The following is a 19,453-nucleotide window of genomic DNA, read 5'->3' as shown; positions in this document are numbered from 1 at the left end:
TGCGTCTTGCAGAACATAGAGAGAGAACGGACCGGCTCCCCCCCCAATGACGAGGGGGAAACCACCCTGGGCCCCGGGGCGCGCCCGGCGAGGGGCATCCCGGTCCGCAGGAAGACGAAGGCCCCCGCTGCCGGGCTGGCATCGGGGGCCTCTCAGTGGAGCGTCAGTTGACGCGGACGATCTGCGGCGGCGTCCAGCTGCCATCCAGGATCGAGGGCGCGGCCTCGTTCGGCCAGTACATCCGCAGCATCGGCAGGAACTCGCCTTTGGGGGCCGGCAGCCAGTTGGCTTCCTTCTCCTTGCCGGGCGATTCGTGCTGGAAGTATAGGGTCAGCGAGCCGTCGGCGTTGTACTGCAGATCGTTGCGCGGGCTGACGGTGAACTTGTTCAGCGGGTTCGGCACGAACCACCAGCCCTTGTCGATCTCGTACATGGTGATGGACCAGAAGCCGGTCGCCGGCGGGGTCTGCCCTTTGGGGAAGGTCAGGGTGTACCGGTTGGCGCCATCGAGTTTCTGCTCACCGCTGTCGATCGTGGTGTAGGGGTAGACCGCATCCTGCTCCAGGTTCGCGGGCCAGCCGAAGGCCGCGACCACGGCGCGCTTGGTGTAGTCAGTGCCATACACGCCAAGCCCCTTGGTATAGGTCCAGCCGTTGACCTTGCGCCCCAGGGACGACTGGCCGGCGCCAATCTCCTTCAGGGCGACCTGGGGCAGGTCGCTAAGCTTTGCCTGCAGCGCCGGGTCGAGCTTGTCGAGCTTGAACGGCTTGCACGGCTCGAGGCCCAGCTTGGCCATGCGCGCCAGGATGGCGGCATCCCCGGCAGCCGGCGGCGCGTCTTCGCACATCAGGCTGGCGAGCTTGTTGAAGTAGGCCTCGGTGCTCATGCCGAGAATCACGTCCTGCGGCTTGGCCGTCATGCTGAAGCCCGGGTTCGGATCGACCTTGGGGGCCTTGGGCGCATAGGGCTTGCCCCAGGCCGACAGCGGAGTGAGCTTGAGCTGCGCCTGCAGGGCGTTGACCTCCGCGTAATCCTTGTCGGTTCCATTGGCGTAGGTGCGCCCGAGAATCAGCATCTTGCGGGTGGCGGACTTGATCTGCTGCATGCCCTCGGGCACCTTGCCCTGCCAGCCCGGCCCGGTCAGCAGGTAGTTGGCCGCGGCGCCGCCGGTGGTGCGTGCGCCCGGCGAGTGGAAGATGGTCATCCACAGGTCGTACATCGGCATCAGGTAGAAGCGCTTGCCCATGTCAGGGTGGCTGAACACCTGCGGCTCGCTCAGATCCGCCCAGGCGATGGAATAGAGCGTATCGGCATTGGGCGCCGACACACCGCGGTACTCCGCCGGCGGGTAGCGCTTGACGTTGATGAACTGCCCCATGGGCGCATGTTCATTGCTCACCTTGTCCACGTTGGTCATCTGCACGCGGGTGACCTCGGTGGTCATCAGCGAATAGCCGTAGACGTAGGCGTCCTTGGCGATCTGCAGGAGCTCGTCCTGCTCGGCGGCCGACGCATGGCCGGCCAGGCCCAGGCTGATAGCGGAAGCCAGTATGGTCGTTGGGGCAATTCTCATCTGCATTCTCCTTGGCTATGAGATTGGCGTGTGTGCCGGGACGCTACGCGAGGTAAGTTCCGTTTTCCCCCCCGTGAACGAGGGGGGTGGTCGCGGACCGGCAGCTCGCTGGAATCAACTGCTCGTACAGACCTAGCGGAAGTTCACAACATCCGTGGTGAGTTCATCGATCACCGGCTTGAGGTCGGCGAACCCCACGGCTTGCCGGTCGTTGCTCAGCGTCTTTCCAAAGCCCTTGCGCACCACCCGCAGCACGGGCTTGCCGGTGCTGGTGTCGATCAGTTCACCCTCCAGGTACAGCTCGGTGTCCTGGTCGCGCTCGCCGGTGGCGGCCATGGCGCCGGCCACCACCAGGGCAACGGGGATCACTTCATAGGGCTTGAGTCCCTTGGTGTTGGCGCTCACGCCGGTAATGGCGCCGCGAAACTCCAGGGTGCGGGGACCGTTGGAAAAACCCACGAGCTGGAAGCGGCTCGACAGCGCCTCGCTCAGACGCCCGTTGGCGTATTTCAACAGCTCATCGTAGGTCTGTTGCCCGATGCGATCCGTCGGTTGCGGGGCCGGGTAGAAGCGAACCGGCTGGAAGACCAGCTTGTCGTAGCTGGCGACGTCGAACGCCGGGTCCACCCAGCGCAGCGCCTTCTGACCGCTGGCGGTCTCGACGGACTTCAGCCCGTCGTAGCTGGGGAGGAATCCTGAATACTGCTCCTGGCTCACCGTCTTGCTGGTGCAGCCAGCCAGCAGCAGCGCGGCCGCGAGTGCGCTGCCGGCTATCAGGGTTTGGGCCTTCATCATGATGGTGCGGTCTCCTTGTTGAATACGCTGCCGGACGGGCGCGCCGCGCATGCTCAAAATCGCCAGGTGGCACTGGCGGCGAGCGCCTGGATCCAGGCGTTGTCGAATTCGCCGGAGACCCGCTGGGGATCGTCGAGCGGAAGGGATTTTTCCTGGGTGACCGGCATGTCCCCGATCCAGACCATCTCATAGCTCAGGTTCAGCTCGGTCCGGGCGTCCAGCGCGTAGGTCAGGCCCGTGCCCAGGCGCCAGTTCTCCGCCATCGGCACGGTCAGCGTGCGGTCGTCGTCATCCACCGGCGAGCTGTCGTAGCCCACGCCGACGCTCCACATCCAGCGCGGATCGAAACGGAACTGGGTGCCCACGGAGAGGTGCCAGGTGTCCCGGTAGTTCGCCTCCAGCGTCGCCGAGCGGGGGCGGTTGCTGTCCAGGTCGACGCCGACCTCGCCGAACCGGGACCAGTCCTGCCAATTGGCGCTGGCCAGGAGGGCCCAGCGTTCGTCGAGCTGCTGGTACAGGCTGAAGGTCAGCGTCTGCGGCACGTGCATGTCGATTTGGGTCGCCGCGCCGAGCACCCCGCGATCACGCAGCAGCTGGGTGGTCACCGGTCCGACGCCCTGAAGGTCCAGGCCATCCTCGAACTCGACGTCGATCTCGCTGGTATAGCTCAGGCCCAGCCGCGTCCCCGGATAGGGCGCATAGATGACCCCCAGGTTGGCGCCGTAGCCCCAGTCGTGGTCTGCGTACTTCATCTGGCCGTCCGGGCGCTGGAGCACCCCGAACGGATCGTTGTCGACCGCCAGCTGACTGTCCAGCTTGGCGTAGAAGGCCCGCAGGCCGACCCCGAACGCCCACTGCTCGTTCAGGCGATAGGCCAGCGCCGGCATCAGCGACATGCCGAGCAGCTCGCCGTTCTGCAGGAAGTAGCGCCCGCTCCAGTCATTGTCGTAGTTGAGGCTGAGGCCGAAGTCGCCGTAGCTGGCAAAGCCCACCGACCAGCCCTCGCCGAGCTCGCGGGTCACGAACAGGCTGCCGCCGGGGGCCCACTCCATCGCGCTGCCGCTGTCGCCGCCGTCGATGTTGGTCTGCCCATCCCGGTCGAATTCCAGGTTGCCGTGCAGCACCTGGGCGCCGGCGCTGATCTGCGTGCCGGACAACCACGCCATGCCCGCCACGTTGCTGGCGAGGGTCGAGGGCCCCTGGGCCCGGGCCGCCGCGCCCGCGTTGGCCAGCCCCACATTGTCCGTACCGACCTCGTAGAGCATCAGCCCGCCTGCCAGCAACTGGGCAGGCGAAACCAGGAGAGCCATCGATAGCGCAATGGAAAGACGTGGGTTCATCTCGCGATCCCTGACAAGATTGATGCTTTCGAGCGGCGTCACAGCCGTCTATTCACAAGTGCCCACGTACTGGCGGAAGCGTGATGCAGGCTTGCTGAAACATGACCGAACAATAGCTCTGTTAATGCGTAATGCCAGCGCCACTCTACAGAGCTCATCGAAAACGCATCTTGCATTTTCGGACACCCCCGGCACTCCCACGCTGGGGCAGGTGCCGGGCATGGCGCGCTAGCCCGCCGGGGTCGGGCACGCGCCTGGCCTGGCCGCAGCCCGCGCGATGGTCCCGGCGAGCCTTCTCAGGTTGGCCTGATGCGCGCCCACCAGGCTCTCCACGCTGCTGTCCGCAGGCGTCTGCACGGCGGTGCGACAGGTCAGCTCGCCCTGACCGCCGGCTCGCCTGAGGCGCCAGGTGGCATCCAGCAACGCATAGCGGCCGGGGACCGAGTCGAAGCGCTGCACGTCCAGCCGCAATAAAGTCGGCGCGGCGCCACCGGCGGGTCCGCCGAGCTGGTCCTGCAGGGCACTGTGGATTTCATCCGCCAGGTTGGCGCCCCACCATTCGGTCTCCAGGATGGCCATGCCGCTGCCGCCCTGGCGCACCACGATCTGCGAACGGTCCACCTGGGGCGGCAGGCTGACCCGCTCGACACGAATGTTCGTGCCCGCCCCCTGCCCCGGCTGCGCCGGCACCAGCGTGTGGTAGTGAATGGGTGCGCTGCTGCATCCCCACAGCAACGGCAGCAATCCGGCGATCAGCCGCTTGGGCTGCTTCGGCATACGAGTTCACTCCTTCGGCTATGCGCCATCAGGGCTGCAGGTTGTTCGCCTCCGCGGACTTCGAGCGTCCACGGATCAACGATTCGGGGTGCCGGCTGAGGTAGTCGGACAGATCGCGCAGCGAGCGCGACGTGCGGTCCAGCTCATCCAGCGTGTCGCTGAGCTTCTCGCGCTGCGGCGAGTCCGCCGCCAGCGCCGAATTGGCGGACTGCAACGTCTGCCGCACCTCGGCCAGCGTGCTGGTCACGCCGGGCAGGGTCTGGCTGTTGAACTGCTTCAGGCTGCCCTGCAATTCGCGCAGGTTGCCGTCCAGGTTATTGGCGATACGCTCCAGCGGCAGCTTGCTGATTCGCTCCACCACCTGCTGCAACTGCTCCTGCAACTTGTCCAGGCTGCTGGGGACGGTTGGGATGGAAAGCGGCTCGACGGAAGCGTCGAACGCAACCGGCCGGGCGTCGGGGTGGAAGTCCAGGGAGATGTACATCTGCCCGGTGATCAGGTTGCCGTTGCGGGCCTGGGCGCGCAGGCCCCGCTCGATGAAGGCGCCGATCAGGCGCCGGGTACCCGCCGTGTCCTCGGGCGAATGGCTGAAGATCTGCAGCATCTTCTGGTGCACCGGCCCCAGGCGCTGCGGGTAGACCACCACCTCGACCATGAGCGGGAAGCTGCGCTTCGCCTTGTCGTAGTCCAGCGCCACCGAGGTGACCTTGCCGAACGCCACGCCCATGAACTCCACCGGCGCGCCAACGGACAGGCCGCGCATCGCCGGGTCGAAGCGCAGGCTCAGGTAGAGCGGCTTGCCGGCGGGCGGCGCGAGTGCCGTGTCGCGGTCGGCGAACAGCTCGAACACCTGCTGGTCCGCCGCCGGCGCGGCGTCGGCGGCATGCTCCGGCGTGCCGAAGGCCAGGCCGCCGACCAGGACGGAGGACAGGGACTCGGTATTGACCGTCAGGCCGTTGGCATCCACCACCACATCCACGCCGCTGGCGTTCCAGAAGCGCGTGTCGCGGGTGACGAACGCATCATAGGGGGCATTGACGAAAACGCCGATGTCCACGCCCTTGCCGTCCGGCCTCAGGGCGTAGGACACCACCTGTCCCACCGGAATCCGCCGGTAATAGATCGACGAGCCGATATCCAGCGAGCCCAGGTCGGCGGCGGTCAGCGTGAAGCGCTTGCCCTTCTCGCCATAGGTGATCGGCGGCGGCGACTCCAGGCCGGTGAACTGCCGCTCGGGCACCGTCGAATCGCCGGAGTCGGCGCCGATGAAGTTGCCCGACAGCAGCGTATCGACGCCGGAAACACCGCCGACGCCGATGCGCGGCCGCACGACCCAGAACTGCGCGCCGCGCCTGGCGAAGGACTCGGCTTCCCTGGAAAGCTGCACCCTGGCGATCACGCTCTTCCGGTCAGGCGCCAGCTCCACCGAAGTCACCTCGCCGATCACCACGCTGCGGTATTTCACCTGGGTCTTGTGCGCCACCAGGCCTTCGCCGGTGTGGAAGGAGATCGAGATCAGCGGCCCTTCCTGCATCCAGCTGCGGACGACCAGGGAGGCGCCGACCAGCAGCGCAACGATCGGCACGATCCAGACCAGCGACACGTTCCAGCGCCGGGTGCGCACTTCGGCATGACCGGGCTGCACCGGCTTATCGGTGTCCTGCTGCATCGACTCTGTCCCCCTTCTGCGGATCGCTGTCCCAGATCAAACGTGGATCGAAACTCATGGCCGAAAGCATGGTGAACACCACCACCAAGCCAAAAAACAGGATGCCGGGGCGAGGCTCGATGGTGCCCAGCCCGTGCATCTGCACGAGGGCGGCGACCAGCGCCACCACCATCACGTCGAGCATCGACCAGTAACCGATCAGTTCGACCAGGCGGTACAGCTGCGAGCGCTGCCGGCGCGCCCAGGCGCTGCGGCGCTGCGCGGTGAACAGCAGCAACCCCAGGGAGAAGAATTTGATCGCCGGCACGCCGATGCTGGCGATGAAGATGATCAGCGCGATGTCCCAGGCGCCCTCCTCCCAGAACTCCAGGACGCCGCCGCCGATGGTGCTGTCGATGCCCCGCCCGAGCATCTCGGTGCGCATGACCGGCAGCAGGTTCGCCGGCACGTAGAACACCAGCGCCGCCAGCAGGTAAGCCCAGCCGCGGGCGATGGCGTCGGTCTTGCGCAGGTGCAGCGCCGCCCCGCAACGCGGGCAACGGTGCGCAGCGTGACCGAGGTCGCAGGCGTGGCCGCAGCCGTGGCACAGGCAGAGATTGAGCTCCGCGGCCAGCGGCGGCAGGCTCACAGCTGCCACCACAGATCGCGGATATCGCGTCCGGCCACATGGAGCAGCAGCACGCTCAAGGCCGCCAGGGCGACCAGGCCAATGCCCGGAGTCACCGCCAGCAGGCCCGCCAGCTTGATCACCGCCACCAGGGCGCCGAGCAGGCAGACCTCCAGCATGCTCCACGGCCGCACGCCCTCCAGGGCGCGCATGCACAGGGCGAATCCCGGCGCGCGGCGGCGGCGCAGGGCAAAGCCCAACAGCCAGATCAGCAGCGCCACTTGCAGCACCGGCGCGAGGATGATGGCCAGGGCCAGCACCAGGGCGATGAAGGTGATGTTGCCGGTGCTGAGGATCAGCACCGCGTCCCAGAGCGTCGCCGAATTGCTCAGCCCCTGCAGGCTGATGCTCATCACCGGGTAGAGATTGGCGAAAGCCAGCAGGACCGCGCCCGTCAGGCTCAACGCCAGGCGCTGCTGCAGCGTCAGTGCGACGTGCCTCTGCAACACGCCGCCGCAGCACACGCACAGCGCGCGCTGATGGCGTTGCAACGGCGCGCGCTGGTACACGGCATCGCAGTATTCGCAGATGATCAGGTCATTGGCCTGGGACATGCGGGCTTCCATGCGGTGGTTTCGGCGGTCGACGTCGTATCAGTCCCGCCGCGCGATCGATGCGGGAGAATCCGCACGCAAGCTTAGTTGATGATCCCGCAGTCACGGATCGGGCAAAGCCTGCCCGCAGGGAGCGGCATGGCGCCCCCATGCGTGGCGTGCTGGTGCCATGTTGTACCGGGCAAGCCCCGGCGAGGCTCAGCCCTGCGGCACCACACGCGCTTCGCTGCCGGAGCCCTCGATGAATACCTGCATGCCCTGGCTCAGGCCGGGGTTGACGGGCTGGGTGACAGACACCAGCACGCCGCTCTTCATGCGGACGATGACCTGCTGCGCCGGCCTGGGCTGGTCGTAGCGCTTCTTCTCCAGATAGTTGCCACCCAGGGCCCCTCCCAGTACGCCGGCCACCATCGCCACGTCGCGGCCGGTCCCCTGGCCGATCAGACTGCCGAGGGCAGCGCCCCCCACGGCACCCAGCACCGCGCCGACCCCGCTGTCGTGGTTGGTCTGCATCTGCGTCATGGTGATCTGTTCGATGCGGCCCGTTCGAATTTCCATCTCGCCCGGCCCGCCATTGCCCGGACCGACCGCCGCGCAGGCGCCCAGGAAAGCGGCAAGCAGGAAAACGGCCATCCACGATGCGACATGTTTCATCAACGAGCTCCTCCATAAGGGGTGTTACATCCGCGGCGGCCTTTCGCACGCGCACGGCATGCCGGGTGCCCGGTTCGCCTTGATCCGGATATCGGGCAACCATCCCGCCCCAGGGCAGTCAAGCACACCCATAGCCAGGCAGTGGCGCGCAGGATGACCGGGTTTCATCCCTAGCCTATAGTCTCGACTGAAAAGGCATCTTGCATTTTCGGACACCCGATCACCGCCCTTGGTGAAGGGGCCGCCAAGCCCACCAGACCGAGCCTCCCTGTGCCTCCCCGAACGACGACCTCCCATTCAACGACTTTGCACGAACTCCCCACACTGGCGGGCGACATGAACAGGGTCGCTTGCCCGAGCGACGCGCTTCCGGCGCTGGTGCTCAGCAACCCCGGCGAAGTACGTGCCGGCCTGATCAGCAGCCTTCCGCACGTCATTACCGCCCTGGGTTGCAGCCCAGGGCGCGTATTCGGGGCTGCCGACATCGACCTGGACAGATTCCTCGAGGATCGGGAGCAGCGGCTCGATTACAGCCAGACCGCACACCTGTTCTCCGCCGCGATTCGACAGACCCGATGCGCCCATCTCGGGATACTGGTGGGCCGGCGCTTCAACCTCGACGAAATGGGGCCGGTCGGCCAACTGATGCGCTCGGCCGGCACGGCGGAAGAGGCGCTGCACGACCTGGTCACGCACGCGAAACTCCATGACCGGGGTTCGTCCTTATTGCTGTTCCCCTGGACGGACCAGCTCAGCCTGCTCGGATATGTAGTTCATCGCCACGACCTGGTGGACAGCAGACCGCTCATGGATACGGCGGTCATGATCGGCTTCCAGATCCTGCGGGAGCTCCTCGGCCCCGGCTGGGCGCCCGTGCGGGCCCAACTGGCGTACCGCAGGCCGGAAAACTCCGCCGCCTACGCCAGAGCCTTCAATTGCCCCGTGCAGTTCGATGCCAACGTCTCCGGCCTGGTAATCATCAACCAGCAATTGCGCCAGAAACTGAAAACCGCCGACCCGCACCTGCACCAGCGCATCCAGGACGCCATCGCGACGACCACCGCCAGCCTGACAACGGCGGAACTCCTCAAGCATCAGCTCCATGCCCTTCTGCTGACGGGCGAGTCCAGGGCCGAACACGTCGCCGGCCGGCTCGGCCTGCACATCAGGACCCTGCACCGGCGCCTGGATGCCGAGGGCACCCATCTGCAACGCCTGGTCACCGAGTCCCGGCAGAGCCTGGCCCTTCAGCTGCTGGCGAACACCAACCTGCCGGTTTCGGCTATCGCCCAGTCTCTGCAATACCAGGATCCAAACGCATTTTCCCGTGCCTTCAGGCAATGGACGGGATGCTCTCCGCAGCAATGGAGAAACGTTCAAGGATTGAACTGATCGCCCCGCCGAAGGAGGCGATGCGAGGGTTTGGCGTGCGTCCGGGTGCGTCGTCCGACGCTGCAGGCCCAGCGTCCAGCCAGGCCTGCTTCGCTAGCTCTTGAACATCCGCTCGTCATACGAGAAGTCGAAGACCTGCATCACCCGCACCCGGGCCATGGCCGGGTGCGCGGGATTCAGGACCAGGTTCCGCTCCAGCGGCAAGACCACCGAGGGGACGATCAGGCCCAGGTGGGTGCCCGCCAAAAGCCACTGGGTCCCGAAGTCCATGCTGCGCCGATCGGCGGGGAGCGCGCTCCATCCCGCCGGCAAATGCCGGGGGTCCGGCTCCCAGTAAAGCGCTGGATCGTCCGGCAGCTCGATCCGGGCGATCTTCAGCGGCGGCTGGATCCTGGTGGTGGTGTGGACGAACGTCTCCAGGCTGCAGATCGCCGGCGACAGTCCCAGATAGACCGCCGGGACCTCGACGTCATTCCAGCGGCCGCCCGCGATCGCGGCACCCTTTCCGGAAAGGTCGTTGATCCGCTGCGCCTTCGCGACCCGCCAGCCCAGCATCAGGCCACGCCGCCCCACTCGATGGCGTGAAGGATTCTGCGCACCTGGTTGGCGCCCAATTCCGTATCGCACAGGCTCAACGGCGAGCGCCCACCCAGCGCCTGGTTCGGCTCGGCCATCCACGCCGTGGCCATCTGCTTGTCCTCGAAGACCTCCTCGGCCTGCAGCGCGACGGACGCCAGGCGATCCAGACGCTCGGAAGCGATCTGGTCCAGAGGCTGGTTGCCCTTCTTCCTGCGTTCGAGCGTCGACGCGGAAATGTTGGCGAACAGCGTGATGAAGTCCGCCTTCACATCGAACGTCACTTTCAGGCTTTCAAGCCAGTCCGTGCTCAGGCCAACCCGGATATCGGACAGCCGCTCCTTCTCGGTCAGCTTGGCCCGGGCATGGGCCAGGGTCCAGAAGGCGACGGGGCTTGCCGGCCTCCGCCGTTCCTCACGCTGCCTCAAGGCGCTCATGACGACCTCCAAATGAAGAAAAAATAACGTCAAATGAATGGTACAGGGATTCCTGCCGCGGGAGAAGCGGGCAACAGCCCGACGGTTTCGGACCTCATCCGTCCGAGGGCCAGGAGGTGAATTTCGAACCATTCGCTGGAATTTGAGGCTTCCAGCCGGCGACGAACCCGGTGCCTCAATTGAAGGCAAGTCCGCCTCGACTTGGTGCCGGCCAGACTCCGGCCGGCAGCCGATCTCCACCAGGTACTTCCCCTGACACCAGCTAAGCGCTTGAAAGTCCTCGTACTTTTTGCCGGCCAGGAAAACTGGCATTTCAATTGCTCTACCCTCCTCAACGGGATGCATCACCCACGGCAAGGCAGCCACCGGGTGGGCGATCGCTGCAAGGCACACTGGAGTTGCACCACAGGCGAACTAGGGTTCCGGTCCCCGCAGGGGATGTCTGGTCCGAGAGTTTTCCGGCCCTAGGGACAGGGCTACACGGCGGGAGAAAAGCCCGGGAGACGTGATGTCATCCCGTGCCGATTTCCAACCGTTAGGAGCAATGCCATGACCATGCCGCTTTCCCTGCGTTCCCTGCGCAAGACCCTGTTCGGTGCCTGTCTGCTTGCTGCCGCCGGGGTCGTGCCGCTGACGCTCCAGGCCGCCGAGAAACTCAAGATCGGCACCGTCGTCTGGGCCGGTTACGCGCCCTTCTACGTCGCCGACAAGCTCGACCTCTACAAGCCCCACGGCCTGAAGGTGGAGCTGCAGTTCTTCAACGACCCTGCGCTGATCCCCACCGCCATGACCGGCGGCGCCCTCGACGGCGGCATGCTCACCTACGACCAGGTGGTCGGCGGCGTCGCCAAGGGCCAGCCCTACCGCGTGGTCATGCCCATCGACTTCTCCAACGGCGGCGACGCCATCGTCGCCGAAAAGTCGATCAAGTCGGTCGCCGACTTCAAGGGCCGGAAGATCGGCTTCAACCCGCTGTCGCCGTCGGACTTCCTGCTCGCCTACGCGCTCAAGAGCCACGGCCTGAGCGACAAGGACATCAGCCCGGTGAACATGACGCCCGAAGGCATCCCCGGCGCCATGGCCTCCGGCAGCCTGCCGGTGGGCGTCACCTACGAGCCCAACGTCTCGCAGATCCTCGGCATGCCCGGCGACAAGTTCCACGTCGTCTACTCGTCGAAGGACGCCCCGGGGCTGATCACCGACGTGCTGGTGTTCAACCAGGACACGATCGGCAAGCGGCAGAAGGCGATCACCGCGATGATCCAGGGTTACGCCGACGGCCTGGCCTACATGAAGGCGCACCCGGACGAATCCGCCGAGATCATCGGCAAGGTGCTGGGCGTCAGCGCCACCGAGGCCAAGGCGCAGATGGCCGGGGTCTACAACATCCCGCTGGCGGAAATGGGCAGGAACTTCGAGAAGTCCGACGCCACCAGCTCGTTCTTCGGCAGCGGCGCGGTGATCGCCCAGCTGCTCAAGGAGAACCAGCAGATCCCGGCAATCCCCGACTTCGCCCAGACCTTCGACGCGCAGTTCGTCCAGGCCCTCGCCCAGTAAGGCACCCACCCACCGCTCCCGCCGGGAGGGCGGGAACGCCCACGGAGGTTCTTCATGTCCCTGTACCGCTACGCCGATGGCCGGCTGCCCAACAGCCTGGCCCTGGCCTACGCCTTCGGCGGCTACGCCGCCGGCTTCGCCCTGCTGTTCGCCGATAGCTGGCTGCTCAATGCCGCCGGCACCCTGCTGCTGGGCCACGCGATGATCGTCGCGGCCTACCTGATCCACGAATTCGCCCACGGCACCATCTTCGCCAAACCGGTGCACAACACCTGGGCCGGCGAAGCCTGCAGCTGGCTCTGCGGTAGCTGCTACGCCGGGTTCCAGGACCTGCGCCGCAAGCACATGCGCCACCACGTCGACCGCGCCGACGTGATCACCTTCGACACCAAGGCCTTCCTCGCCCGCAGCCCGCGCTGGTTGCGCGGCCTGGTGCTGGCCGCCGAATGGGCCTACGTGCCGGCGGTGGAGCTGATCATGCATTACTACGTGATCCTCCTGCCCTTCATCGCCGACAACCCGCGCCACCGCGCCAACCGCCGCCGCGTGGCGCTGACCCTGCTGGTGCGCGGCGCGCTGTTCGCCCTGGTCGCCGCGGTGTCGCTCAAGGCGCTGCTGCTCTACTTCGTCGCCTGGACGCTGATGATCGTGGTGCTGCGCTTCACCGACGCCTACCAGCACACCTACGACGCCTTCGCAGTGCTGGAGGACGGCGGCAGGATTCCCGACGACAAGTCCCGCGACCGCGCCTACGAGCAGATGAACACCTACACCAACGTGGTCTCGGTACGCTGGCCGGTGCTCGACCTGCTGCTGCTCAACTTCGCCTACCACAACGCCCACCACGAGAAACCGGTGGCGCCCTGGTACCGCCTGCGCAAGCTGCACCACGAGCTGTACGGCGAGGGTTACGCCCAGGTGCTGCCGATGCACCTGCTGTTCAGGAGCTTCCACCAGCACCGCCTGCGCCGCGTGCTGGACGACAACTACGGCGAGGTCGCGCCCGCGGGCCAGGACCGCGCCGACGGCTTCTACGGCGCCGTGGGCGTCTCCTTCCTGACGGCGGTCTGAACATGATCGACTACCGGGGCAAGCGCGTGCTCATCAGCGGTGCCGCCAGCGGCATCGGCGAGGGCCTGGCGCGGGCGTTCGCCGAACAGGGCGCGGCGCTGGAACTGCTCGACCGCAACGCCGGGGCGCTGCAACGCGTGGCGGACGAACTGGCGCCGCTGTGCGACCTGCGCAGCGCCGCCCTCGACCTGGGCGACAGCGCCGCCATCGCGGCCTACGTCGACAGCCGCCAGGGCGCCGCGCTGGACGTGCTGGTCAACAACGCCGGCGTCGAGTACGCCACGCCGCTGGACGGCGGCGGCGCCGTGAGCGACCAGCGCTGGCAGGCGCTGCTGGACAACAACGTCGCCTCGATGCTGCGCCTGACCCACGCCCTGCTGCCGCACCTGCGGGCCGGCGGCAGCGTGATCAACCAGGCCTCGATCTGGGGCCTGAAAGGCGTGCCGGGCTTCTCCGCCTATGTCGCCAGCAAGCATGCGGTGATCGGCCTGACCCGCTCGCTGGCCTGGGAGCTGGGGCCTCGGCGCATCCGCGTCAACGCCGTGTGCCCGGGCTGGATCGCCACCGAGGCGGCGATGCGCTCGCTGCGGGTGATGGCCGACGCCAACGGCCGCAGCGAGGACGACGAACTGGCGCAGATCCTCGCCGCCCAGGCGGTGCCGGAACTGCTCACGCCGGCCGATCTCGCCGGCACCTTCCTGTTTCTCGGCAGCCCGCTGGCCACGGCCATCACCGGCCAGGCGCTGTCGGTCAGCCACGGCGAGGTGATGCACTGATGAAACCGCTCGCAGGACAGACCGCGCTGGTCACCGGCGCCACCCAGGGCATCGGCCGGGCCATCGCCCTGGCGCTGGCCGAAGCCGGCGCGCAGGTGTGGATCAACCACCTCGACCAGCCGCAGGCCGCCACCGCGCTGGTGGCGCGCATCGCCGCCGCCGGCGGTCGCGCTCATGCGGTGCAGGCCGACGTCGCCGAGCCGGAACAGGTCGCCGAGATGTTCGCCCGGATACTCGCCGAGGGCGACCTGGACATCCTGGTGAACAACGCCGGGATCATCCTCGAAAAACCCTTCCTCGACACCAGCGAGGACGACTGGGCGACCCTGCTCGGCGTCGACCTCCACGCCGTGTACCGCTGCTGCCGCCACGCGCTGACGCACATGCAGGCGCGCGGCAGCGGCAGCATCGTCAACATCGCTTCGGAGCTGGGCCAGCTCGGCCGCGAACGCTACGCCGCATACTGCGCGGCCAAGGCCGGCGTGATCGGGCTGACCAAGGCGCTGGCGCGGGAGTTCGCCCCGCACATCCGCATCAACGGCGTGGCGCCGGGGCCGGTGGACACGCCGATGGTCTCGGTGGAACACATGAGCGCGGCGATGATCGCCCGCGAAACCGCGATCCCCGCCGGCCGCCTGGGCCAGCCCGAGGAGATCGCCGCGGCGGTGCTGTTCCTCGTCTCGCCCGGCGCGGGCTTCTTCCACGGGCAGACACTCGGCGCCAACGGCGGCGCCTGGATGGGTGCCTGATGCGCGCGGAAATCGTCCTGCTGCTCGGTGCCAGCATCTGGGGCCTGGGCTGGATGCCCCTGGCGCACTTCGCCGGCCAGGGGCTTGCCGGCATGCCGGTGGTGCTCTGCACCTACGGCCTGCTCAGCGTGCTGGCCATTCCGCTGGTCGCCAGCCAGCGCCGGCGCTGGTGGCCGCAGCGCGGCGCGCTGCTGGCCATCGGCGCATTCGGCGGCTGGGCCACCGCCGGGCTGGTGGCGGCGCTGTCCGAAGGCGACGTGGTACGCGCGATGCTGCTGTTCTACCTGGCGCCGGTCTGGGGCCTGATCGGCGGCCGGGTGCTGTTCGGCGAGCGCCTCACGCCCGCGCGGCTGGGCGCCCTGGCGCTGGCCATGCTCGGCATCGCGCTGACCCTCGGCGTCAGCCGCGAGACCTTCCGTCCGCTGGGCCCGAGCGACTGGCTGGCGCTCTCCGCCGGCTTCGCCTTCGCCCTCAACAACCTGGCCACCCGCGCCGCTGAGCAGGTGCCGCTGGCCAGCAAGGCGGTGGTCGGCTTCATCGGCAGCGCCGCGCTGGGCGGCCTGTTCTGCCTGCTGCAAGGCACGCCCCTGCCCGTCGTCGACGCTCACCAATGGCTGCAACTGGCGGGCTTCGGGCTGTTCTGGCTGACGGCCATGGGCACCGCGCAGTACGGCTTCAGCCATGTCGAGGCCGGCCGCGCCGCGGTGCTGGTGGTGATCGAACTGCTGGTCGCGGTGCTCACCGCCGCCTGGTTCGGCGACCGCGAACCGGGCCTGCGCGAATGGCTCGGCGGTTCCCTGGTTCTGGCCGCGGCGCTGATCGCCGCGCGCCCCTCTTCCGACCTTTCCCCCACTCTCTGCGAGGCCGAATCATGACTGTCCGCATGGACCAGCTCAGCTGGGTCGAATACGCGCGCCGGGTGCGCGAGCACTCTCCGGTGGTCTTCCTGCCCTGCGGCGCCACCGAGCAACATGGCCCGCACCTGCCGCTGGGCACCGACGCCCTGCTGGCCAGCGCGCTGTGCGAGGACGTCGCCCGCCAGGTCGACGGCCTGGTGGCGCCCGCCCTCTCCTACGGCTACAAGTCGCAGCCCAAGTGCGGCGGCGGCCAGCATTTCTGCGGCACCACCAGCCTCGACGGGCAGACCCTGGTCGCCCTGGTGCGCGACGCCGTGCGCGAGTTCGCCCGCCACGGCGTCACCCGCCTGGTGCTGGTGGACGGGCATTACGAGAACCAGTGGTTCGTCACCGAGGGCATCCAGCTCGCCCTGCGCGAACTCTCTTTGCACGGACGGGGCCCCGCCAGCGCGCTGCAAGTGATGCGCCTGGAGCACTGGGACTTCTGCAGCGAAGCCACGCTGAACGACGTGTTCCCCGACGGCTTCCCCGGCTTCGCCCTGGAGCACGCGGCGGTGATCGAGACCTCGCTGATGCTGCATTACCTGCCGGGTCTGGTGCGCCTGGAGCTGATCCCCGACGACGGCCCGGCCGACTTCCCGCCCTACGACATGTACCCCAGCCGCACCGAGTGGGTGCCGCCGTCGGGCGTGCTGTCCTCGGCGCGCGGCTCCAGCGCCGACAAGGGCCGGCGCATGGCCGCCGACATCGTCGAAGGCATCGCCGGCGCGGTGCGCAAGGAGTTCGGCCTGTGAGCACCGCGCTGATCGTCATCGACATGCAGCGCGACTTCTGCGCGCCCGGCGGCTATGCCGACCAGGCGGGGCTGGAGATCGGCCGCCTGCGCGCGCCGATCCCGGCGATTTCCCGGCTGCTGGACAGCGCCCGCGCCCTGGGCCTGCTGGTGCTGCACACCCGCGAAGGGCACCGCCCCGACCTTTCCGACCTGCACGAGAGCAAGCGCCGCCGCGCCGAACACGCCGGCGCGCCCATCGGCGCACGCGGCCCGCTGGGGCGCCTGCTGGTGCGCGGCGAGCACGGCCACGAGCTGATCGACGAACTGCGCCCGCTGCCCGGCGAGCCGGTGATCGACAAGCCCGGCTACAGCGCCTTCGCCTACACCGACCTGGACCTGCTGCTGCGCCGCCGGGGCATCGGCCAGCTGGTGCTGTGCGGCGTGACCACCGAAGTGTGCGTTTCCTCCACCCTGCGCGCGGCGGTGGAGCTGGGCTACGCCTGTACCCTGGTGAGCGATGCCTGCGGCTCGCCGAGCGCCGAGCTGCACGCCGCCGCCCTGGCCATGGTCGAGGTGGAAGGCGGGCTGTTCGGCCGGGTGCTGGACAGCCGTTCCGTGCTCGTCGAATGGGAGGAAAACGCATGCCTGGCCTGAACATTTCCGCTGTGCCGCCCGCCTACCTGGGCGTCTGGCAGCGCACGCTGCTGACCACCACGGCCGGCGTCCACGACACCGGCACCCGCGTCTACTGGCTGCAGACCGAGCGTCTGTTCGCCGACCTGCGCATTCCGCTGCCGGCGCCCGACACCCCGGAAGCCCTGGCCACCCAGGCCGGTTTCGCCGGCATCACCGAGATCACCGGCGATATCTGCCAGTGGCACCGCGCGATCGACTTCCAGCCGCCGAACGGCGGCGAGGACATCGGCCGCATGCGCTTCGTGAACACCGAGCGGGTGCTGGAAGACGGCCTCGACGGCAGCTACCACGAAGTCTGGGAACGCCTGCCCGAGTCCCTCGGGCGCAACCGTGGCACCTGGCTGCTCGGCGCCGATGGCCGCCAGGGCTGCCTGCTGCTGGCCGGCGACTGCTTCCTGTTCGCCGCCGGGCGCCACCTGCCGCTGCCGCACGCGCAGTCCCTCGCCGCGCTGCTCGACAGCGACACCCCCGGGCTGCTGGATTTCGAGCTCAGCTTCGGCCGCCACCACGGCGGCGAGACGCCCTGGCGCATCGAACTGAGCACCCTGCCCGCGCGCACCGGCTGCGCGCTGCTGCCGGCCGACGCCGACCCCGACCACCCCGAGCTGCTGCGCGACACCGGCTGGCTGAACCGCCTGGGCGCCACGCCGCCGGCCGGTGGCTGGCAACCCTGCGAGCGGCCCCTGTTCCCCGAGGAGGTGACGCCATGACCGCCCACCAACCCCTGCCCCGCGCCGTCGCGCGCCCGGCCCGCCAGCGCTGGTGGGTGATCCGTGGCGAGCTGCCGCGTAGCGCCATCTGGACCCTGGCCGCCGCCGGCCTGCTGCTGCCGCTGCTGCTCTGGTGGGCCTACAGCGCCGCCGGGCTGGCCAACCCGATGTTCTTCCCCGGCCCGGACGCCGTGCTCGCGCGCATCGGCCACTGGTGGAGCGACGAGGGCCTGCTCGGCGACATCGCCATCAGCGTCTACCGGGTCATGGCCGGCTTCCTCGCCTCGGCGCTGATCGCCCTGCCGCTGGGCCTGTACATCGGCACCTACCGCCCGGTGCAGGCCTTCCTCGAACCGCTCACCGACTTCATCCGCTACATGCCGGCGGTGGCCTTCATCCCGCTGGTGATGCTCTGGGTCGGCATCGACGAAGGCTCCAAGGTGCTGATCATCTTCATCGGCACCTTCTTCCAGATGGTGCTGATGGTCGCCGAGGACGTGCGCCGCGTGCCCATGGCGCAGATCGAGGCGGCGCAGACCATGGGCGCCAACCGCGCCGAGATCATCCGCCTGGTGGTGCTGCCGTCGGCCCGCCCGGCGCTGCTGGACACCCTGCGCATCACCTGCGGCTGGGCCTGGACCTACCTGGTGGTGGCCGAACTGGTGGCCGCCAACTCCGGCCTGGGCTACGCCATCCTGCGCGCCCAGCGCTACATGCAGACCGACAAGATCTTCGCCGGCATCCTGCTGATCGGCGTCATCGGCCTGCTCACCGACCAGGCGTTCCGCTGGCTCGGCCGGATAGCCTTCCCCTGGATGAAGAGGTAAGCCAGATGCACCAGAACAAGATCGCCATTCGCCACGTCGACAAGCTGTTCAGCAGCCAGAGCCGGCAGGTGCAGGCGCTGCAGGACGTGAACCTGGAAATCCGCGCCAACGAATTCGTCACCTTCGTCGGCGCCTCGGGCTGCGGCAAATCCACCCTGCTGCGCAGCATCGGCGGCCTGGAGCGCCACAGCGGCGGCGAAATCCTCGTCGACGGCCGCGCGGTGGACGGCCCCGGCATCGACCGCGCGATGGTCTTCCAGCACTACAGCCTGTACCCCTGGCTGCGGGTGATGGAGAACATCCGCTTCTGCCGCCGGCTCAAGGTGGTGTCCGACACCGTGCGCGGCGACGCCGACGTGGAAGTCGCCAGCGGCCGCGCCGACGCGCTGCTCAACCTGATGGGCCTGTCGGCCTTCGCCCAGGCCTATCCCAGCCAGCTCTCCGGCGGCATGCAGCAGCGGGTGGCGATCGCCCGCGCGCTGATGCCCAAGCCGCAGATCCTGCTGATGGACGAACCCTTCGGCGCCCTCGACGCGCAGACCCGCGAGGTGATGCACGACCTGATCCGCCACGTGCACCGCCTGGAGAACAGCACCATCCTGTTCGTCACCCACGACGTCGACGAGGCCATCTACCTGGGCGGCCGCGTGGTGCTGATGGCGCCGCGCCCCGGCCGCATCGACAGCATCTACGAGGTGCCGCTGCCGGCCGAGCGCAACCAGGACATGAAGATGTCGGCGGAATTCATCGCCCTGAAGAAGGACATCCTCGCGCGCATCCGCGAGACCTCCGGCATGAGCACCGACCTGGAATTGCTGGAGCAGCTGACCCGCACGGCGGCGCCGGCCTGACCCGGCGGAATGAGGTGCGGCGGCACGCACCAGAACGCAGCGCCTCGCCTCTTTTGGGGGCGTAAACGCACGGAAAACGATGTTCGGAGGCCGCGAGGCAGCGTTGCGGCCCTGCTGAGACGGCCGCATCCGTGGTTGGCATGACATTCG

Annotated in this window: 21 protein-coding genes and 1 riboswitch; of the genes, 11 read left to right on the top strand and 10 right to left on the bottom strand. The window is 68.1% G+C overall.

Annotated elements, in window-relative coordinates:
- Positions 1 to 163: 163 nt before the first annotated feature.
- From AC3B6A_RS13380 to AC3B6A_RS13345, 8 genes are all read right to left on the bottom strand, one after another.
- On the bottom strand, positions 164 to 1,573 hold the full coding sequence (locus AC3B6A_RS13380; RefSeq protein ID WP_488403380.1) for a DUF1254 domain-containing protein: 1,410 nt from the start codon (positions 1,571 to 1,573) through the stop codon (positions 164 to 166).
- 132 nt (positions 1,574 to 1,705) lie between these two features.
- Positions 1,706 to 2,368, bottom strand: coding sequence for a DUF3313 domain-containing protein (locus AC3B6A_RS13375; RefSeq protein WP_488403379.1), 663 nt, complete (start codon positions 2,366 to 2,368; stop codon positions 1,706 to 1,708).
- A 53-nt stretch (positions 2,369 to 2,421) separates the two neighbouring features.
- A complete protein-coding gene (locus tag AC3B6A_RS13370; protein ID WP_488403378.1) occupies positions 2,422 to 3,678 on the bottom strand; it encodes an OmpP1/FadL family transporter in 1,257 nt (418 codons plus the stop codon).
- Between the two features lie 258 nt (positions 3,679 to 3,936).
- A complete protein-coding gene (locus tag AC3B6A_RS13365) occupies positions 3,937 to 4,485 on the bottom strand; it encodes a PqiC family protein (protein ID WP_488403376.1) in 549 nt (182 codons plus the stop codon).
- 28 nt (positions 4,486 to 4,513) lie between these two features.
- Positions 4,514 to 6,154: a PqiB family protein gene (locus AC3B6A_RS13360; RefSeq protein WP_488403374.1), complete on the bottom strand. Its 1,641-nt coding sequence runs from the start codon at positions 6,152 to 6,154 to the stop codon at positions 4,514 to 4,516.
- Positions 6,135 to 6,782, bottom strand: a complete 648-nt coding sequence (locus tag AC3B6A_RS13355) for a paraquat-inducible protein A (protein ID WP_488403372.1) — start codon at positions 6,780 to 6,782, stop codon at positions 6,135 to 6,137. The genes AC3B6A_RS13360 and AC3B6A_RS13355 overlap by 20 nt, the downstream gene beginning before the upstream one ends.
- A complete protein-coding gene (locus tag AC3B6A_RS13350; RefSeq protein WP_488403371.1) occupies positions 6,779 to 7,375 on the bottom strand; it encodes a paraquat-inducible protein A in 597 nt (198 codons plus the stop codon). The genes AC3B6A_RS13355 and AC3B6A_RS13350 overlap by 4 nt, the downstream gene beginning before the upstream one ends.
- A 198-nt stretch (positions 7,376 to 7,573) precedes the next feature.
- Complete coding sequence (locus tag AC3B6A_RS13345) at positions 7,574 to 8,029, bottom strand: outer membrane lipoprotein (protein ID WP_488403369.1); 456 nt, start codon at positions 8,027 to 8,029, stop codon at positions 7,574 to 7,576.
- Positions 8,030 to 8,365: 336 nt separating this feature from the next.
- On the opposite strand from AC3B6A_RS13345, the gene AC3B6A_RS13340 reads away from it, so the two are divergent.
- Positions 8,366 to 9,421, top strand: a complete 1,056-nt coding sequence (locus tag AC3B6A_RS13340) for an AraC family transcriptional regulator (protein WP_488403367.1) — start codon at positions 8,366 to 8,368, stop codon at positions 9,419 to 9,421.
- 93 nt (positions 9,422 to 9,514) lie between these two features.
- Here the strand turns inward: AC3B6A_RS13340 and AC3B6A_RS13335 are convergent, their stop codons facing one another.
- Positions 9,515 to 9,976, bottom strand: a complete 462-nt coding sequence (locus AC3B6A_RS13335) for an RES family NAD+ phosphorylase (RefSeq protein WP_488403366.1) — start codon at positions 9,974 to 9,976, stop codon at positions 9,515 to 9,517.
- A complete protein-coding gene (locus tag AC3B6A_RS13330) occupies positions 9,976 to 10,434 on the bottom strand; it encodes an Xre family toxin-antitoxin system antitoxin (RefSeq protein ID WP_488403364.1) in 459 nt (152 codons plus the stop codon). Before AC3B6A_RS13330 ends, AC3B6A_RS13335 begins: the two co-directional genes overlap by 1 nt.
- A 403-nt stretch (positions 10,435 to 10,837) precedes the next feature.
- A riboswitch (guanidine-I (ykkC/yxkD leader) is annotated at positions 10,838 to 10,939 on the top strand.
- A gap of 44 nt (positions 10,940 to 10,983) precedes the next feature.
- Between AC3B6A_RS13330 and AC3B6A_RS13325 the strand changes: the two genes are divergently transcribed.
- From AC3B6A_RS13325 to AC3B6A_RS13280, 10 genes are read left to right on the top strand one after another with little or no spacing between them, the layout of a single operon-like run.
- On the top strand, positions 10,984 to 11,991 hold the full coding sequence (locus AC3B6A_RS13325) for an ABC transporter substrate-binding protein (protein WP_488403362.1): 1,008 nt from the start codon (positions 10,984 to 10,986) through the stop codon (positions 11,989 to 11,991).
- Between the two features lie 54 nt (positions 11,992 to 12,045).
- A complete protein-coding gene (locus AC3B6A_RS13320) occupies positions 12,046 to 13,062 on the top strand; it encodes a fatty acid desaturase family protein (RefSeq protein WP_488403360.1) in 1,017 nt (338 codons plus the stop codon).
- 2 nt (positions 13,063 to 13,064) lie between these two features.
- Positions 13,065 to 13,838 (top strand): SDR family NAD(P)-dependent oxidoreductase, encoded by a 774-nt coding sequence (locus tag AC3B6A_RS13315; RefSeq protein ID WP_488403358.1) that lies wholly within the window; start codon positions 13,065 to 13,067, stop codon positions 13,836 to 13,838.
- Positions 13,838 to 14,587: an SDR family NAD(P)-dependent oxidoreductase gene (locus AC3B6A_RS13310; RefSeq protein WP_488403356.1), complete on the top strand. Its 750-nt coding sequence runs from the start codon at positions 13,838 to 13,840 to the stop codon at positions 14,585 to 14,587. Before AC3B6A_RS13315 ends, AC3B6A_RS13310 begins: the two co-directional genes overlap by 1 nt.
- Positions 14,587 to 15,462 (top strand): DMT family transporter, encoded by an 876-nt coding sequence (locus AC3B6A_RS13305; protein ID WP_488403355.1) that lies wholly within the window; start codon positions 14,587 to 14,589, stop codon positions 15,460 to 15,462. The genes AC3B6A_RS13310 and AC3B6A_RS13305 overlap by 1 nt, the downstream gene beginning before the upstream one ends.
- Positions 15,459 to 16,238, top strand: a complete 780-nt coding sequence (locus AC3B6A_RS13300; protein ID WP_488403353.1) for a creatininase — start codon at positions 15,459 to 15,461, stop codon at positions 16,236 to 16,238. Before AC3B6A_RS13305 ends, AC3B6A_RS13300 begins: the two co-directional genes overlap by 4 nt.
- A gap of 23 nt (positions 16,239 to 16,261) precedes the next feature.
- On the top strand, positions 16,262 to 16,873 hold the full coding sequence (locus tag AC3B6A_RS13295) for a cysteine hydrolase family protein (protein WP_488403591.1): 612 nt from the start codon (positions 16,262 to 16,264) through the stop codon (positions 16,871 to 16,873).
- Complete coding sequence (locus AC3B6A_RS13290; RefSeq protein WP_488403352.1) at positions 16,861 to 17,625, top strand: hypothetical protein; 765 nt, start codon at positions 16,861 to 16,863, stop codon at positions 17,623 to 17,625. The genes AC3B6A_RS13295 and AC3B6A_RS13290 overlap by 13 nt, the downstream gene beginning before the upstream one ends.
- Positions 17,622 to 18,452 (top strand): ABC transporter permease, encoded by an 831-nt coding sequence (locus AC3B6A_RS13285; protein WP_488403351.1) that lies wholly within the window; start codon positions 17,622 to 17,624, stop codon positions 18,450 to 18,452. The genes AC3B6A_RS13290 and AC3B6A_RS13285 overlap by 4 nt, the downstream gene beginning before the upstream one ends.
- Positions 18,453 to 18,457: 5 nt before the next feature.
- On the top strand, positions 18,458 to 19,303 hold the full coding sequence (locus AC3B6A_RS13280; protein WP_488403349.1) for an ABC transporter ATP-binding protein: 846 nt from the start codon (positions 18,458 to 18,460) through the stop codon (positions 19,301 to 19,303).
- Positions 19,304 to 19,453: the final 150 nt, after the last annotated feature.

It is taken from the genome of Pseudomonas sp. B12(2026), from assembly GCF_057767015.1.
Note: the sequence above shows the minus strand (reverse complement) of the source record. Positions and strands in the feature narration are given on the sequence as shown.

Excerpts from the sequence above, each read along its gene's own strand:
- AC3B6A_RS13380 (WP_488403380.1), bottom strand. The coding sequence starts at position 1,573 with ATGAGAATTGCCCCAACGACCATACTGGCTTCCGCTATCAGCCTGGGC.
- AC3B6A_RS13375 (WP_488403379.1), bottom strand. The coding sequence starts at position 2,368 with ATGATGAAGGCCCAAACCCTGATAGCCGGCAGCGCACTCGCGGCCGCG.
- AC3B6A_RS13370 (WP_488403378.1), bottom strand. The coding sequence starts at position 3,678 with ATGGCTCTCCTGGTTTCGCCTGCCCAGTTGCTGGCAGGCGGGCTGATG.
- AC3B6A_RS13365 (WP_488403376.1), bottom strand. The coding sequence starts at position 4,485 with ATGCCGAAGCAGCCCAAGCGGCTGATCGCCGGATTGCTGCCGTTGCTG.
- AC3B6A_RS13360 (WP_488403374.1), bottom strand. The coding sequence starts at position 6,154 with ATGCAGCAGGACACCGATAAGCCGGTGCAGCCCGGTCATGCCGAAGTG.
- AC3B6A_RS13350 (WP_488403371.1), bottom strand. The coding sequence starts at position 7,375 with ATGTCCCAGGCCAATGACCTGATCATCTGCGAATACTGCGATGCCGTG.
- AC3B6A_RS13345 (WP_488403369.1), bottom strand. The coding sequence starts at position 8,029 with ATGAAACATGTCGCATCGTGGATGGCCGTTTTCCTGCTTGCCGCTTTC.
- AC3B6A_RS13340 (WP_488403367.1), top strand. The coding sequence starts at position 8,366 with ATGAACAGGGTCGCTTGCCCGAGCGACGCGCTTCCGGCGCTGGTGCTC.
- AC3B6A_RS13335 (WP_488403366.1), bottom strand. The coding sequence starts at position 9,976 with ATGCTGGGCTGGCGGGTCGCGAAGGCGCAGCGGATCAACGACCTTTCC.
- AC3B6A_RS13330 (WP_488403364.1), bottom strand. The coding sequence starts at position 10,434 with ATGAGCGCCTTGAGGCAGCGTGAGGAACGGCGGAGGCCGGCAAGCCCC.
- AC3B6A_RS13325 (WP_488403362.1), top strand. The coding sequence starts at position 10,984 with ATGACCATGCCGCTTTCCCTGCGTTCCCTGCGCAAGACCCTGTTCGGT.
- AC3B6A_RS13320 (WP_488403360.1), top strand. The coding sequence starts at position 12,046 with ATGTCCCTGTACCGCTACGCCGATGGCCGGCTGCCCAACAGCCTGGCC.
- AC3B6A_RS13315 (WP_488403358.1), top strand. The coding sequence starts at position 13,065 with ATGATCGACTACCGGGGCAAGCGCGTGCTCATCAGCGGTGCCGCCAGC.
- AC3B6A_RS13310 (WP_488403356.1), top strand. The coding sequence starts at position 13,838 with ATGAAACCGCTCGCAGGACAGACCGCGCTGGTCACCGGCGCCACCCAG.
- AC3B6A_RS13305 (WP_488403355.1), top strand. The coding sequence starts at position 14,587 with ATGCGCGCGGAAATCGTCCTGCTGCTCGGTGCCAGCATCTGGGGCCTG.
- AC3B6A_RS13300 (WP_488403353.1), top strand. The coding sequence starts at position 15,459 with ATGACTGTCCGCATGGACCAGCTCAGCTGGGTCGAATACGCGCGCCGG.
- AC3B6A_RS13295 (WP_488403591.1), top strand. The coding sequence starts at position 16,262 with ATGCAGCGCGACTTCTGCGCGCCCGGCGGCTATGCCGACCAGGCGGGG.
- AC3B6A_RS13290 (WP_488403352.1), top strand. The coding sequence starts at position 16,861 with ATGCCTGGCCTGAACATTTCCGCTGTGCCGCCCGCCTACCTGGGCGTC.
- AC3B6A_RS13285 (WP_488403351.1), top strand. The coding sequence starts at position 17,622 with ATGACCGCCCACCAACCCCTGCCCCGCGCCGTCGCGCGCCCGGCCCGC.
- AC3B6A_RS13280 (WP_488403349.1), top strand. The coding sequence starts at position 18,458 with ATGCACCAGAACAAGATCGCCATTCGCCACGTCGACAAGCTGTTCAGC.